16 protein-coding genes are annotated in these 13,470 nt (G+C 73.4%); 14 read left to right on the forward strand and 2 right to left on the reverse strand.

All coding sequences use genetic code 11. The features are described 5' to 3' along the window. The first annotated feature begins 1 nt into the window (after position 1). The 10 genes from ACFP3R_RS16455 to ACFP3R_RS16500 all read left to right on the forward strand — a co-directional run bounded on the left by ACFP3R_RS16455 (position 2) and on the right by ACFP3R_RS16500 (position 9,995). Positions 2-295, forward strand: coding sequence for a DUF5403 family protein (locus ACFP3R_RS16455; RefSeq protein WP_380637073.1), 294 nt, complete (start codon positions 2-4; stop codon positions 293-295). A gap of 5 nt (positions 296-300) precedes the next feature. Next, entirely contained in the window at positions 301-720 is a 420-nt protein-coding gene (locus tag ACFP3R_RS16460) for a hypothetical protein (protein WP_380637074.1), read from the forward strand. A gap of 21 nt (positions 721-741) precedes the next feature. Beyond that, positions 742-1,620 (forward strand): phage tail tube protein, encoded by an 879-nt coding sequence (locus tag ACFP3R_RS16465; RefSeq protein WP_380637075.1) that lies wholly within the window; start codon positions 742-744, stop codon positions 1,618-1,620. Positions 1,621-1,719: 99 nt separating this feature from the next. Then, positions 1,720-2,235 (forward strand): hypothetical protein, encoded by a 516-nt coding sequence (locus tag ACFP3R_RS16470; protein ID WP_380637076.1) that lies wholly within the window; start codon positions 1,720-1,722, stop codon positions 2,233-2,235. A gap of 20 nt (positions 2,236-2,255) precedes the next feature. Then, entirely contained in the window at positions 2,256-2,636 is a 381-nt protein-coding gene (locus ACFP3R_RS16475; RefSeq protein WP_380637077.1) for a hypothetical protein, read from the forward strand. A 3-nt stretch (positions 2,637-2,639) separates the two neighbouring features. Further along, the gene (locus ACFP3R_RS16480) at positions 2,640-5,960 is read left to right on the forward strand and encodes a phage tail family protein (RefSeq protein WP_380637078.1); all 3,321 of its coding nucleotides are present in this window, start codon (positions 2,640-2,642) and stop codon (positions 5,958-5,960) included. Between the two features lie 14 nt (positions 5,961-5,974). Then, a complete protein-coding gene (locus tag ACFP3R_RS16485) occupies positions 5,975-6,916 on the forward strand; it encodes a phage tail family protein (RefSeq protein ID WP_380637079.1) in 942 nt (313 codons plus the stop codon). A 30-nt stretch (positions 6,917-6,946) separates the two neighbouring features. Next, complete coding sequence (locus ACFP3R_RS16490) at positions 6,947-8,107, forward strand: hypothetical protein (RefSeq protein WP_380637080.1); 1,161 nt, start codon at positions 6,947-6,949, stop codon at positions 8,105-8,107. After that, positions 8,104-9,285 (forward strand): hypothetical protein, encoded by a 1,182-nt coding sequence (locus ACFP3R_RS16495; protein WP_380637081.1) that lies wholly within the window; start codon positions 8,104-8,106, stop codon positions 9,283-9,285. The genes ACFP3R_RS16490 and ACFP3R_RS16495 overlap by 4 nt, the downstream gene beginning before the upstream one ends. Further along, positions 9,285-9,995, forward strand: a complete 711-nt coding sequence (locus tag ACFP3R_RS16500; protein ID WP_380637082.1) for a hypothetical protein — start codon at positions 9,285-9,287, stop codon at positions 9,993-9,995. Before ACFP3R_RS16495 ends, ACFP3R_RS16500 begins: the two co-directional genes overlap by 1 nt. Positions 9,996-10,167: 172 nt before the next feature. On the opposite strand, the gene ACFP3R_RS16505 is transcribed toward ACFP3R_RS16500, so the two are convergent. Then, on the reverse strand, positions 10,168-10,560 hold the full coding sequence (locus ACFP3R_RS16505) for a hypothetical protein (RefSeq protein WP_380637083.1): 393 nt from the start codon (positions 10,558-10,560) through the stop codon (positions 10,168-10,170). Between the two features lie 128 nt (positions 10,561-10,688). Between ACFP3R_RS16505 and ACFP3R_RS16510 the strand changes: the two genes are divergently transcribed. Genes ACFP3R_RS16510 through ACFP3R_RS16525 form a run of 4 tightly spaced genes read left to right on the forward strand, consistent with a single transcriptional unit; the run spans position 10,689 to position 12,652 of the window. Further along, positions 10,689-10,964, forward strand: coding sequence for a hypothetical protein (locus ACFP3R_RS16510; RefSeq protein WP_380637084.1), 276 nt, complete (start codon positions 10,689-10,691; stop codon positions 10,962-10,964). Between the two features lie 23 nt (positions 10,965-10,987). Continuing rightward, the gene (locus ACFP3R_RS16515) at positions 10,988-11,278 is read left to right on the forward strand and encodes a hypothetical protein (RefSeq protein WP_380637085.1); all 291 of its coding nucleotides are present in this window, start codon (positions 10,988-10,990) and stop codon (positions 11,276-11,278) included. Continuing rightward, positions 11,275-12,264, forward strand: a complete 990-nt coding sequence (locus tag ACFP3R_RS16520; RefSeq protein ID WP_380637086.1) for a peptidoglycan recognition protein family protein — start codon at positions 11,275-11,277, stop codon at positions 12,262-12,264. The genes ACFP3R_RS16515 and ACFP3R_RS16520 overlap by 4 nt, the downstream gene beginning before the upstream one ends. Positions 12,265-12,313: 49 nt before the next feature. Further along, the gene (locus ACFP3R_RS16525; protein ID WP_380637087.1) at positions 12,314-12,652 is read left to right on the forward strand and encodes a hypothetical protein; all 339 of its coding nucleotides are present in this window, start codon (positions 12,314-12,316) and stop codon (positions 12,650-12,652) included. Between the two features lie 248 nt (positions 12,653-12,900). On the opposite strand, the gene ACFP3R_RS16530 is transcribed toward ACFP3R_RS16525, so the two are convergent. After that, positions 12,901-13,128 carry a hypothetical protein gene (locus tag ACFP3R_RS16530; RefSeq protein WP_380637088.1) on the reverse strand — a complete coding sequence of 76 codons (228 nt, stop codon included), beginning with the start codon at positions 13,126-13,128 and terminating at the stop codon, positions 12,901-12,903. Between the last annotated feature and the right edge of the window lie 342 nt (positions 13,129-13,470).

The following is a 13,470-nucleotide window of genomic DNA, read 5'->3' on the forward strand; positions in this document are numbered from 1 at the left end:
AGTGGCGTTCGTCTACCACGATGCGGCGGAGAAGATCGCGCACCTCGACGGCGTGACGGCTGCGGTCGTCGAAGCGGCCGGGCCGACTCTGCGCAGGGCGCGCGCCCTGCTCGCCGAGCACACCACCGACGACGACGGCGAGCACCACGAGGTGGTGCTCAGGCTCGGTCAGAAGACCGACGCGTTCGTTGACCTGATCGGGCCCGCCCCGGTCGCGCTGGAAATCGGGCACGTCACCCCGAAGGGGAAGATGGTCGAGGGCCGGCACATCCTCAAGCGCGCCCTCGGCGAGTAGGCGCGGTGCTTACCGTTCCCCGGGCGCAGCCGGTCGTGCTCGAGCTGCTGCGCACCGCCCACCCGGGCGTGACGATTCATTCCAGGCTGGACCCGGACGCGCTGGCCAAGCTGCCCTACGTGCTGGCGCGGTTCGGTGAGCGGCAGATCCACCATGCGCGGTTGCGGCTGGTGTCCCCGCTGACCTTGTACGTGATGGTCCGCGGGGACGACGCCGCCGCGGACACCCTCTCGGCCGCGCTCTACCAGACGTTGGAGACCGCGGCCGGTCTCAAGACCCCTATCGGGTCCCCGCCCGCCTACCTCGGCGCGTTCGAGGTGCGGGCGTGGCCGGCGGACTCGCCGCTACCCGGCCAACCCTCCGGCATCACCCGCCAGGAGGCCACCTACCTCGTGGGCATCCGACCGGCGTCGGTCACGCCCTGACCATCCATAGTGGAGGGACACATGGCGGAAAACGACGCCGCCGTCAAGGATCTGGGTAACGCCTACATCTTCCTCGGTGAGGTCGGCGCGCCCGACCCGACCGTTGCGGAGATCCAGGGGTTCGACCCGGCCACGTTCGGCGCGGAACAGCAGACCCTGACCGTCACCGGCGGCCCGACCGGCGGTGACCTCACGCTCACCGCAATGGGCGGCACCACCGGTGACATCGCGTACGACGCGACCGCGGCGCAGATTCAGGCCGCGCTGGTCGCGCTGCCGGCCATCGGCGCGGGCGACGTGGTGGTTACCGGCGGCCCGCTGCCCGCGACCCCGGTGGTGGTGACCTGGACCGGCCGGTACCAGGGGGCGGCGCAGACGCTGATCACCGTGGACGACTCCGGGCTCACCGGCGGCACCACCCCCGAGGCGACGGTCGCCCGGACCCGGGTCGCCAGCGGGCTGATCCCCGGCGGGCACACCAGCTTGGACAACGACTTCAGCCCGTTCTACGAGGGCGGGGAACGCACGGTCAGGGGGAGCAGGCAGAACCCCAACCTGAAGGAGCAGGTCGCGACCGCGCGCGAGGGTGTCGACGTCTCGCTGATCCAGGTCGACAACGAGACGCTGCTGCTGTTCTACGGCGGTGGCAGCGCGAGCGAGGCGGGCAAGTTCCAGCTGCCGAACACCTCGGCGCCGATCGAGCGTTCGTTGCTGATCGTCTACCTGGCCGACGGCGCGCCGGTGGCCCGCTGGTGGCCCAAGGTCAGCATCGGCCGTACCGGCGCGGTGCGCGACGCCAAGGGCGGCTGGCTGGAGTTCCCGATCCGGATCACCTACCTGGACCTGACCGGCCGCGCGCCGGCGCTCTACGGCGGGCAGATCGAGGACGACACCCCCTGATCGGGGCGCGTCCACAGCAGACCCCGAGGGTCGGTGCCTCGCAGGCGCACCGGCCCCCGGCCCTCGTTCCGGCCTGCGACCCGACCGAAAGAGCCTGCGATGACGTCCCTGAACGACACCCTCGCCGACGAGGCGGCCGAGCTGCCCGCCGGGATGCCCGAGTTCCGGCCGCTGCCCGCGCTGGACCGGCGGGACCGCGCCGCGCTGCTGCGCAGCGTGGCCGTGTTGACGCCGCGCCTGGACTCCCTGCGCCCGGCCGCCCCGCCACCCGACCAGGACGCGCCCGAACCGGACGCCGGACGGGCCGCGTGGGCGGCCTACGCCGAGCGGCTCGGCGTGCCGGTCGCCAAGCGCGACACCCGCGACACCATCCGCCAGGCCGTGGACGACCACCGCGCCGCCGAGGTGCCGCGCAGCGTCGAGGACGGGTACCGGCGCACCGCCGACCTGCTCGACCTGGCGGCCGACGTCGCCGACCTGCTCGTCTCGATCGCGGTCGACCCCGACCACGCCCGGCAGTGGGCGGAGCACACCGGCGAGACCGAGTTGCTGAGCGTGTTCTTCGCGTGGCTGCGGGGTGCGCAGCCGGGGGAAGCGAGGCGCTCGTCGAGCTGATCGACCGGCACGGCCGCGAGGTGGAGCGGGAACTCGCCGACAAGGGCCTGGACCTGCGGGACGTCTACCGTCCCGGCGGCGGCCCGTCCCGCCTCACCCCGCGGCGCGTGCTGGCGCTCGTCGAGCACCCGCGCGAGGGCGGTCCGCTGTGGGCGGCGCTGGCCGCCGACGTGCCCGCCGAACCGGCCGTCGAGTCGGCCGAGATGACCCACCACGGGTGGACGCTCGATCGGCACCTGCTCGCCGCGATCGTGGACCTGTTGCAGGCCGCGAACTTCCAGCGCGCCCAGGGCAAGGGACCCAAGCCGGTGCCGATGCCCCGACCGCGGACCACCAGGCGCATCACGGGCCGTGACTTCTTGCGCGCATCGCCGAAAGCGAGGCGCGTGGCAGGGAGGTGAGCGGTGACCGCTCCCGGAGGTGTCGAAGTCGGTCGGGCGAGCGTGCGGTTCGTGCCCGACACGAGCAAGCTGCCCGGCGAGCTCAAGACCCAGTTGGCGGAGATCGAGGCCCAGACGCGCGTCGAACTGCCGGTGTCGCTGGGCCGGGCCGACGTGGTCGCCGACCTGCGGCGGCTCGCCGAGCTGGCCGAGGCCAGCGCCCGCATCCAGCTGGCCGCCGTGCTCGACACCGACGGGCTCGACAAGCAGCTCGCCCAGCTCGGCCAGCAGCAGGCGGCCCCGCCGCTCAAGGTGCCCGTCGCCGACCCGATCGACACCGCGTTCCAGGCGAAGATGCGCGCGGACCTGCGCAAGCTGGCCGGGACGTTGGAGCTCAACGTCCCGGCCGGGGTGCAGGGCGAGGTGCTGCGCCGCCAGGTGTCGGCGCAGATCAAGGCGGTCGAGCGCGGGCTCGAGCTCGAGGTGCCGACCAAGCCCGGCGACGCCGCCGAGTACCGGCGCCGCCTGAACGACCAGCTGCGGCTGATCGAGCGCACGGTCGAGGCGACGGTGCCGGTCGAGATCGACCTCGAGGTGCCCGCGTCCGAGCAGGCCGAGGTGATCGCCAAGACCACCGCCACCAAGAGGCTGCTGGAACGCAACCCCGTCCGCATCCCGCTGGACATCGACACCGCCCAGCTCGACGCGCTGTCGCGCCGGATCACCGCGCTGGGCGGCACGCTGACCGGTCTGGGTGTGGGCGCGGCCGCCGGACAGGCCACCGCGGGCGGCCTGGTGGCGCTGGCCGCCGCAGTCGCGCAGACCGCCGGAGCGCTGGCGCTGATCCCGGCCGCCGGCGCGGCCGGTGTCGCGGTGGTCGGCACGCTCATCCTGGGCCTGCACGGCCTGTCCGACGCACTGAGCGCCGACACCCCCGCCCAGTACGCCGAGGCGCTGAAGAAGGTCAGCCCCGAGGCGCGCGAGCTGGTGCAGGCGCTGCGCGACCTCGCCCCGTTGGCGCAGAGCCTGCGCGAGGCGGTGCAGGACCGGCTGTTGCGCGACCTGTCCGACGACGCGCGCGACCTCGGGCAGGTGTACCTGCCGCTGCTCGAGCACGGGTTCGGCGGCATCGCCGACGAGCTGCGCGGTGCGGCCGGCGATCTCGGTTTGTTCCTGCGCGAGGCGCGCAGCGTCTCGGTGCTGCGGTCCACGCTGGAGGACTCGAAGCGGGCCACCGCGCTGCTGTCGGAGGCGCTGCGCCCGGCCGCTCGCGGCGTGCGGGACTTGGTCGACGTCGGCAGCGACTTCCTGCCCGGGCTGGCCGCGCAGGTGGGAGTGCTGGCCGAGCGCTGGTCGGTGATGATCGAGCGCTCGGCCGACTCCGGCCGGCTGCACGAGTGGATCTCCCAGGCCCTGGACCAGCTCGGCGACCTGCTCGGCATCGTCGGCAACGTCGGCCGCGTGTTCGGCGCGGTGTTCCGGGCGGGCGCGGACGACGGCCGGCAACTGCTGGACATGGTCCGCGACATCACCGGCGAGCTCGCCGATTTCGCGGGCAGCGCCGAGGGACAGGAGGCGATCGGGTCGTTCCTGGGCGCCGCCGCGGACATGGCCCGGGCGCTGCTGCCGCTGCTGCGGTCGGTGGTGTCCGTGGTCGGCGGGGACCTGGCGCCGCTGCTGGCCCGGGTCGGCGAGACCGTGGTGCCCGCCCTGGTCTCCGCAGTCGACGCGCTCGGCCGCGGGTTCGACATCGCCGGGCCGGGGGTCGAGGCGTTCGCCGGCGGCGTGGCGGCCGTGATCGAGGGCCTGGCCGAGGGCGGCGCGATCGAGGCCGTGGCGGAGCTGGCCGGTGTGGTCGGCACCAACCTGGGCCAGGCGCTTACCCTGGTGGGCCCGAAGCTCGGCGAGCTGATCACGGCGCTGGCCGACGAGCTGGCCGAGGCGCTGCCGGAGCTGGTGCCCGCGGCGATTGACCTCGCGCTGGCGCTCGGTGATCTGCTCATCTCCGCCTCACCGCTGATCGGTGTGGTGGCCGGCCTGGTCGGTCAGGTCGGTCTGCCCACGCTGACCCGGGTCGCCGAGCGACTGGCCCCGATCATCGGCGGCCTGGCCGACAAGCTCGCCGGTGGCCGGCTCGATAGGCATTTCGAGGACATCGCCGACGCTGCGGTGGAGTGGGTCGACGCGGTCGCCCCGCTCACCGAAGAGATCGTCGACCTGGCGTGGGAGATCGTCCGCGGGCTGCTGCCCCACCTGCCCGAACTGATCCGGTCCTCTGCCGACCTGGCCGAGGCCATGGTGCCCGTGGCCAAGGCCGTCGTCGCGGTGACCGACGCGCTGGCCGACCTGTCCGAGGCCAGCGACAAGATCGTCGACAGCGTGCCGGGTCTGCGGGCCGCGCTCGGCGCGGAGGGCCTGGTCGGGTCGGCGACGATGATGCTCACGCCCCTCGGCCCGCTCAAGACCCTCTACGACGCCCTGGCCAACATGGACGAGGCCCTGGAAGGCGGCACACGCGGCATCATCTTCCACCGGATCGGTGAGGACCTGGTGTCGCTGGACGAACTCCGCGAGCGCGCGGAGAGCACGTTCCTGGGGCTGCGTGACATTGTCACCACGCACGCCCCGTTCCTGACCGACATCGTGCTGGAGCAGCTGGGGCGGATGCAGGACGGCAGCCTCAGCATCTGGGGCCGGATGCTGGCCGACGCCACCGACCACTGGGGTCGGATGGAGCAGGACATCGCCGACCAGACGCTCGGCATCTCCGACGCGGTCACCGCCGCGTGGGAACGGGTGGCGGCCGAGACGTCGCGGCAGTGGGCCGAAACGGATCGGCGCGTGGCCCAGGGCGTTCGTGACGTGGCCGACGAAACCCGGCTGTTGCCGGGGCAGGTCACCGACGCGCTCGGTCAGATCAACCAGGCCCTCTACCCGGCCGGCGTGTCCCTGATCCAAGGGTTCGTGCTGGGTATGAAGGCCCAGGAGTTCGCGGTGCGACGCGCGGCCGCGTCGATCATGGAGGCGGCCTCCGGGTACTTCCCCCGGTCCCCGGCCAAGTACGGGGCGTTCTCGGGCAGGGGCTGGACCCCGTACCGGGGCGCCGCCCTGGTGGCCGGGTTCGCCGAGGGGATGCGGTCGGAGGTCGCGGGCGTCGTGCGCGCCGCCGACCAGGTCACCCGCTCGGTCAGCGCCCAGCTGCCGACCGCGGGGACGTTCGCGCCCTCCGGCACGGCGCCCGCCGGCGGGGCGACGGTCAACGTCTACCCCCAGCCGGGCCAGTCCGAAGAGTCCATCGGCCGTGCGGCCGCGCGCCGGCTGGCCCGGGGCGGACGAACCCGCTGATCGGAGGTGCGGCAGTGGCCGACGATGTCGAGTGGACACTCGACGGGATCACGTTCAACGTCGGGCCCGACGAGAACGGCGTCGAGTGGGCAGTCGAGTACGAGCGCGGATGGTCGGGCGGGGCAACTCCCCGCTCGGCCCGCTCGGTCCGGGTAAGCGGGCACGGCTCGTACCGCGGGCCCGCCTACCGCGCCGAGCGGCTCGTCGAGCTGACGTGCTGGGCCCACGCCCCGACCCGAGAGGCGCGGCGGCGGGCCGAGCACCGGCTCGCCGCCCTGTGCTCCGACCCGGGCCGGCTCTACCCGCTGCTGTGCCTCGAGGAAACCGGGCCGCTGACTGCCTACGTCGAGCTCGACGACGAGCTCGACCCGATCATCAGCCGTGACGGGCGGTGGCTTGACTTCGTCATCGCGCTGGCCGCGCCGGACCCCCGCAAGTACGGGCCATGGACCAGCGCCGAGGCCGAGCCGCCCAGCGACCCGCCGGGCGGTGTCGACGCCACCACCGCCGGGGGCGTGGACGCGACCACCGCGGGCGGTGTCGACGCCGGCGGCGGTGGTTCCACCGGCCGGCTCTCCATCACCAACGCGGGCACCGCGCTGGTCGGGCCGCTATTCGAGCTGGTCGGCCCGCTGCCCGCGAACACGGAACTGGCCGACACCACCACCGGCGAAACGCTGCGCTACACCGCCGCTATCGCCGCCGGGCAGCTGGTCGTCATCAACGCCGACGAGCACCCCGTCGAGTACGGCGGCGTGATCTACCCGGCCCGCTCGGTGCTGCTGACCAACCCCGCCAACCCCGCCGACGTCGCGGACCGGGGAGCGTTCCTCGGCCTGGTCGGCGACTGGCCCACCATCCAACCTGGACAGACCGGGACGTGGGCATTCCGGCCACCCTCGGGCGCGTCGCCCGCTGCTCGTGCCCGCATCCACCTGCGCCCCGCCAACTGGTGAGCGGCGCCCACCTGACCTGAGGAGGTCACCGTGCCCGCTGTCCTCCAAGGCCCCGACCCGTGGTTTCTCGACAAGGCGCTCGGCCCGCTGGAGCTGCGCGCGGTCCTGGCCGCCGTCATGGGCCACAACTCGTTGGGCGGCACCGGATCCGAGGGCGGCGTCATCCTCGGAGCCGGAGCCAACTTGGCGGTCGCGGCCACCTCGCCGAGCGCGTCCATGCAGCTGACGGTGTCGACCGGGGCCGCAGTCATCCCGCGCGCCGGCCAGCACGCCTACGTCGGACCGTTCGGGCCCGCAGGCAACATCGACATCGACGCGGCCAACGCCACCAACCCCCGCATCGACACCGTCATCGTCCGCGTGCGCGATCCCGAACTGCTCGACCCGAGCAATGGGGTGAGCAACAAGGGTTTGTTCGTCGAGGTGGTCAAGGGCGCCGCGGCCGCCGTGCCGGCCGCGCCCAGCCTGGCCGCGATCCCGGCGTGCCTGCCGCTGTGCGACGTGTTCGTTCCGTCCGCGCCGAACATGCCCAGCACGCCCGCGATCGTGAACGCCAACCTCACCGACCGCCGATGGTGGACCCGGGCGGCGGGCGGCATCCGGTACGCCGCCGGAGCTGAGGCCCGCGGCGGTGCGTACCCGTGGGACATGCGCGTCGGAGCGGCTGGCCTGCTGGACATGTGGGACCCGACCGCGTCCCTGTGGGTAACGCTGCTCAACCCCCGCGCGTGGACGAGCTACACCCCGACCATCACCGCCACCGGCGGGGCGCTCAACCTCGGCAGCGGGACCGGCGTCGGAATCTTCGGGCGGTACGTGCAGATCGGCAAGACGCTGATCGTGCGGATCTGGATGGTCGTCGGATCCGGCAACGACACCCGCAGCGGGCCGGCGAACTTCGGCCTGCCGCCCGGGTTCACCATCGCCAACAACAACGGCGCCGAGCAGGTCGGCAAGGCCAAGTTGTACCACCCGACCGGTGGAACCTTCTACGGTGGCATCTACGCCCAGCCCGGCGCGACGACCATTCAGGCCGTGTTGCCCGTCGACTCGACGCACAGCAACTGCCTGCCGATGCGCTCGGCCGAGCTGCCCGGCGTCACCGGCGGCGGCATCCCGTCCATCCCCGGGCAGTACACCCTGAGGCAGGACTCCAACGTGAACCTTCTCGCGATTCTGGAGATGGCGTGACCGCGCCGGAAGCCGCTGCGCTGGCCGGGCAGTCGACGCCCGCGCCGGTCGCGCCGGGCTGGTCGCTGCTGGCCGCCGAGTCCCGCACCGGCCGCGTGGTCGCCCGGCTGCCGCTCGCCGGCCAGCAGTGGGCCACCGGCCTGACGTTCGGCAGCGGCACGACCTACGAGCCGGAGGTGCGGCTCGATGGGCCACCGCGCGCCGACGGCAGGTCGGTGACCCAGCTCGTGCGGGACCTGTGCGCGCAGGGCCCGCGGGTCATGCTGGTGGGGATCTACGGCCGGCTCCCGGTCACGTACGGGTTCATCACCGCACCGGCCCCGTCGCCGACCGGCGTCCGGATCGGCACGCTGGACCTGGCCGGCCTGCTCCGGCGGCGCAGCATCATCACGCCGGGCCAGCGCGCCAACCCGTCCGCCGCGGCCGCCGACACCACCCTCGGCCCGACCAGCAAGCCCAACTTGGCCCGGCTGCTGTTGCTCCAGGCCCTCGGCGAGACCGATGGCGGCCTCCCGGTCGACGTGTCCACCGTGGCGACGGCCGGGACGCACGCGCGGACCTACCAGGGGTTCCGGTTCACCTCCTACGGCGACGCGCTCGCCGACCTGGCCGACGACGAGGACGGGCCCGACATCCGGGTCACCCCGACCCTGTCCGCCGATCAGCGGTGGGTCCGGCTGCGCGTCGACCTCGGCGAGCCGTACCTCGGCCGGTGGGGCGCCCACCACTGGGAGTGCCCCGGCTCGTGCCTGGGCATCGTCCCGGACTACGACTACAGCCAGATGGGCGCGTGGCACTACGTGCCCGGCGACGGCACCGACTACGGCAAGCCCGTGGGCGTGGCCTACAGCGGCGCCCTGCTGGCCGCCGGCGTGCCGCTGATGGACCGGGTGGACGCCACCCGCAGCCAGCTCGGCGACCTCGGCCAGCTGGCCGCCTACGCCCGCGCGAACGCCGCCGACCTCGAGGGCGGCCTCGAGGCGCTCACCCTCACCGTGTCCGCCGGCGGCGGGCCCGCGCTGGGCAGCTACGCCCCCGGCGACGACTGCACCGTCCGCACCTCGGGGCACTGGTGGCTCGGCAACGGCTTGCACCGGCGCCGGATCGTCGCCATCGCCGGCGACCACACCGAGCAGGTCACCATCACCACCGCACCCGTCCCCGAGGGAGTCCAGTAGTGGCGCAGAACCGGGTGCCCAGCAACGACGTGTGGGACTACATCCGCACCCTCGAGCGCCGCCTCGAGGCGGTCGAGGGCCGCACCCACCGGAACGTCGTGATCCCCGAGGGCGGGGTGAGGATCACCAACGACGGCGAGCTGATCGTGCAGACCGCCAGCGGGGCCTACACGTTCTACCTGATCCAGGGGGGCGACGGCCAACGCGAGTTCGGCGTGACCCGCGACAATGGCTCGTTCGTAATCCGGACGTTCTCGGTGGTCGGTGGCGCTCAGGCGTGGGCGCTGCACGACAACGGCAACGGCATCGTGGTGTCGGACGATGCCGCGTCGGGGCAGGGACTCGCCCGCCCGGCGCTCACCTGGCCCACCAGGCGCGTGCGGTTCGACAGCCTGCCGAACACCGACTCGACGACGTTCGACCCGGTCCTCGACACCGCGTTCGCGTACAAGAGCCACCCCCGCGCGTTCGCCCAGGTAGTGCACTGCGTCACGACCTCGGGCACGACCGGCGAGGCGCGGCTCATGCTCGACGGCGTGCAGGTCGGCACGACCATCCCGGTGGCGTTCAGCGTGGGCTTCGCGAACGTGGGTCCGTTCGACGTGCCCGGCACGCACATGAGCCAGCACCGCCTGGTGCTGGAGTGCCGGCGCACCGGCGGCACCGGCCGCGTGGGCGCGGACATGGTGGTCAGAGTGGAGCAGACGTGACGAGGCCCGAGAACGACCTCGCGGCCGTGCCGGTGGTCGACGCGTCCGAGCGCACCGCCGAGGCGACGGCCACCAGACCCGCGCTGTCGATCCCGCTCATGCCACCGCCCGCCGGCCTCCTCGAGGGAGAGCGGCGGGCGGCTGACGGAGGGGTTGAACCGGCGGGGGCCGACTAAGGGCAGGGCACCCGGATCCCGGTCACCGGGTCGGTGCACATGTCCGGCGGCTTGGGCGGGTCAGCCATCGGCGGCTTGGGCGTCTCCGGCGGCATCTCCACCGTGGTGGTGGTCGTCACCGGCGGCTCGGGGTCGTCAGCCTGCTGCTGCACCGGCTGCTGACGCTGCGCGGGCTGCTCGACGGGCTGCGCCGACGGCAGCACCACCGCGGTGGTCGTCGGCTCGATCACCGAGCTGGACGTCGGCGCGCTTGAGCTGGTGACCGTCACCAGCTGCTCGCCCGCCTCGGCGGGCGCCGGGTCACCCCCGGACGCCGCGGCCACGGCCACGCCGGTGACGGCCAGCACCGCCACCACGCCAGCGGCGGCCAGCAGTGCGGATCGCTTCACCTGCACCTGCATCACTCCCTTCGGTCGGCCGCTGGGCGCGCCGGCCGTTCACCAGATCTATCGGTTCAGGACGCGCAGCGCTACAGCGCGTTCCCACTTGTCCAGTTCTTGACCCTTTTGGAGCCCTCTTGTCCGGCAACGACGACGACGTGCCTCTCCGGTACGTGATGGAGCGCGTGCGCGAGCTTCAGGACGTGGTGGTCGGTGTCGGCCACAAGATCGACGAGCGGTTCGGGGAGTACGCGGTGCGGCTCGCCCGCGCCGAGCTTCGCCTCGACCTCATCGACCGGCGGCTCGACAACGACACGAGCGGGCGCCGCTACGTGATTTCCACGGTGATCGCAACCGTGGCCGTGCTGGTGTCCATCGCCGCCCTGATCGTCACCGTCTCCCTCAGAGGCTGACGGCCAACCCTAGGAGGTGAGCCGTGCGTTACACCCGCGACCTGCCCGAGGACTCCTCGGAGGACGCCATCACCGCGGCGGTCGAGCACGTCCGCGCGCACCTGTCCGCGGTCGCGGCTGCGGACGACGACCCGGAGACCAACGCCGACGACGTACGCGTGCGAGTCGAGCGGCAGCAGGGGCGCATCTGGGTGCTCGGCGAACTCGACGCCGAGCCGGACGCGCCCTACCTCGCGGCCGACTTCGACGCGTTCGCCGGCGTGCCGGCGGAGCTGCTCGAGCAGCTGCACGACGATCCGGAGGTGACCGGGTGAACGCCGTCGAGATCATCCTCCGCATCGTCGCCGTGGTCCGCGCGCTCGGCGTGCGGGTGACGTTCGAGCCCGGTTGGGAGACCAGGGGGAACGGCACGTCCGCGTCCTACGTGGGCGGCATCTGGCACCACACCGCCGGCGCGTACGCGACCAGCTGCCCCGGCCTGCTGATCTACGGCAGGTCTGACCTGTCGGGCCCGTTGTGCAACTTCGCCGGGCTCGCCGGCGGCGGGTTGCACGTGGTGGCCGCGCACCCGGCCAACCACGCGGGTGCCAGCGGCGGGCGCAGCATGGGCCCGCTGCCGGTCACCCGCCTGTTCAACCCGCGAGTGCTGGGGCTCGAGATCTGCTACCCGGGCGACCGGCCGATGACCGACGCCCAGTACCGCACGGCCGCGATCTGGGGTCACGCGGTCGCCCTGGTCCTCGGCGGTGGCGACGTGCAGCGCGTGCGCGCGCACGCCGAGACCTCCGTCGAAGGCAAGTGGGACCCCGGTTACGCACCGTCCAAAACGATCGACGTCAACGCGCTGCGGACCACCGCCGCGCACGTGGAGGAAGACGACATGAGCGAGCACACCGAGCAGCAGGTCGACGACCTGTGGCGAGCGTTCTTCAGTGACAAGAACATCGTCAACCAGACCATCTACCGGGCGGTCTGGAGCAACGGGGACCAGCTGGCCCGGATGTTCGGCGTGCTCCAGTCGCAGAGCGCCGCGCTCGCGGCCATCGCCAACGACCGGGACATCACCCCGGAGCAGCTGACCGCGACCGTGACCGGCGCCGTAGACCGGGCGGTGGACGGCCTGGCGGAGCAGCTGACCGCGAGCCTGTCGGCGCGCCTGCTGGCCGAGGTCGGCCCGGCCATGGTCGCCGTGCTGGGCGAGCTGGCCGAGGGCCAGGCGCACCGCGTGGTCGACGAGATCCAGCGACGCCTGAACGCCGCGCCGCCCGCGCCGCTGGCGATCGAGGCCAGCACCACCTGAACCGTCAACCAGGCCGGGCCCAGTGCGGGCCCGGCCGGACAGGAGTTCGATGACCACCCCCGACACCCCCGCGCCGGACCGGCACCCGCTGGCCCGGATCGCGCGCACCGTCGGCACCGTCCGGGCCGCGGTCGCCGCGGTGCTGGGCGTGCCCGCCGTGGGCCTGCTCGTCGGCGCGGACCTGCCCGGCGCACTCGACGCCGTGCTGGGCGCGCTGGTCGTGCTGCTCGGCGTGCTGGGTCCGCTGTGGACCGCGGTCACCGTGCGCCGGCGCGGCGAGCCGCTCGTCACCCCCGTGGCCGCGCCGCGCACCGCCGATGGCCGCCCGCTGGTGCCCGCCGAGTCGCGGTTCCCCGGCACGTACCCGGCGACCGACCTCGACGGGTGACCGCACAACGGCGGCCCAGTGCGGCCTGTCGTGCGCCAGGTTAGTGGTGCCCGGTGGCCGGGCATGTGAGACGCGACAGCTTCCGCACCAGGGACAGTTCCGTTGGGGAGGCCCTGGCAAGAGCCCTTCGGGGTGCTCAGCGATCAACGGACGCCAGCTCACATCGGGCCGCCGGGTACTTCCATCTGAGACCAACGACCCCCGCACCGCTGCCCCGATGGGGTGGCGGTGCGGGGGTCGTTCGTCGTTCAGCGGCGGCGCGGTCGGCGGACGGGCGGCGGGTCCTGCTCGCCGGGCTCGACCGTGGGCCAGTCGGGCAGCACCGCGTCCACCCGGACCGCGCCCGTGGTGGCGTTCGGGTCGCGACGGGTCCAGCGTTCCCAGGGCACCACCGAGCGCACCTCGAACACCACGCGCAGCGCGGCGACCGCCGCAGCGGCTTCCTTCTCCGTCACGTCGTTGATCCTGATCCGCATGATCTCCCCTATCCCCCTCGACGGTACGGCCGTGCCCGCCCCAGGGAGACCAGGGCGGGCCCGGCGGGGGCTGGTAGTCAGCCGAGGGCCGGGCACCCCGACGCGTGGTTGGTGCCAGCCTTGGCGTTGCAGGTGCAGGCGTTCTGCGTGTTGGTCCCGCGGCCGGCCCAGCGCCCGGCTCCCGGGCGCTCGGGGTTCGGCGATTCGTCCTGCCAGTCGTCGCTGTCGCTCACGGTGGTGCCTCTCTGGTGGTGGGGATGGGGACCGCGCCCGCCCCGGGGGGAGGCCGCAGGGGAGGCGGCACGGGGCGGGCGCGGTGGCGTGCACCTGCGCCCAGTAGAT

The sequence above is a fragment of the Saccharothrix lopnurensis genome, from assembly GCF_042658445.1.
GTDB lineage: Bacteria > Actinomycetota > Actinomycetes > Mycobacteriales > Pseudonocardiaceae > Actinosynnema > Actinosynnema lopnurensis.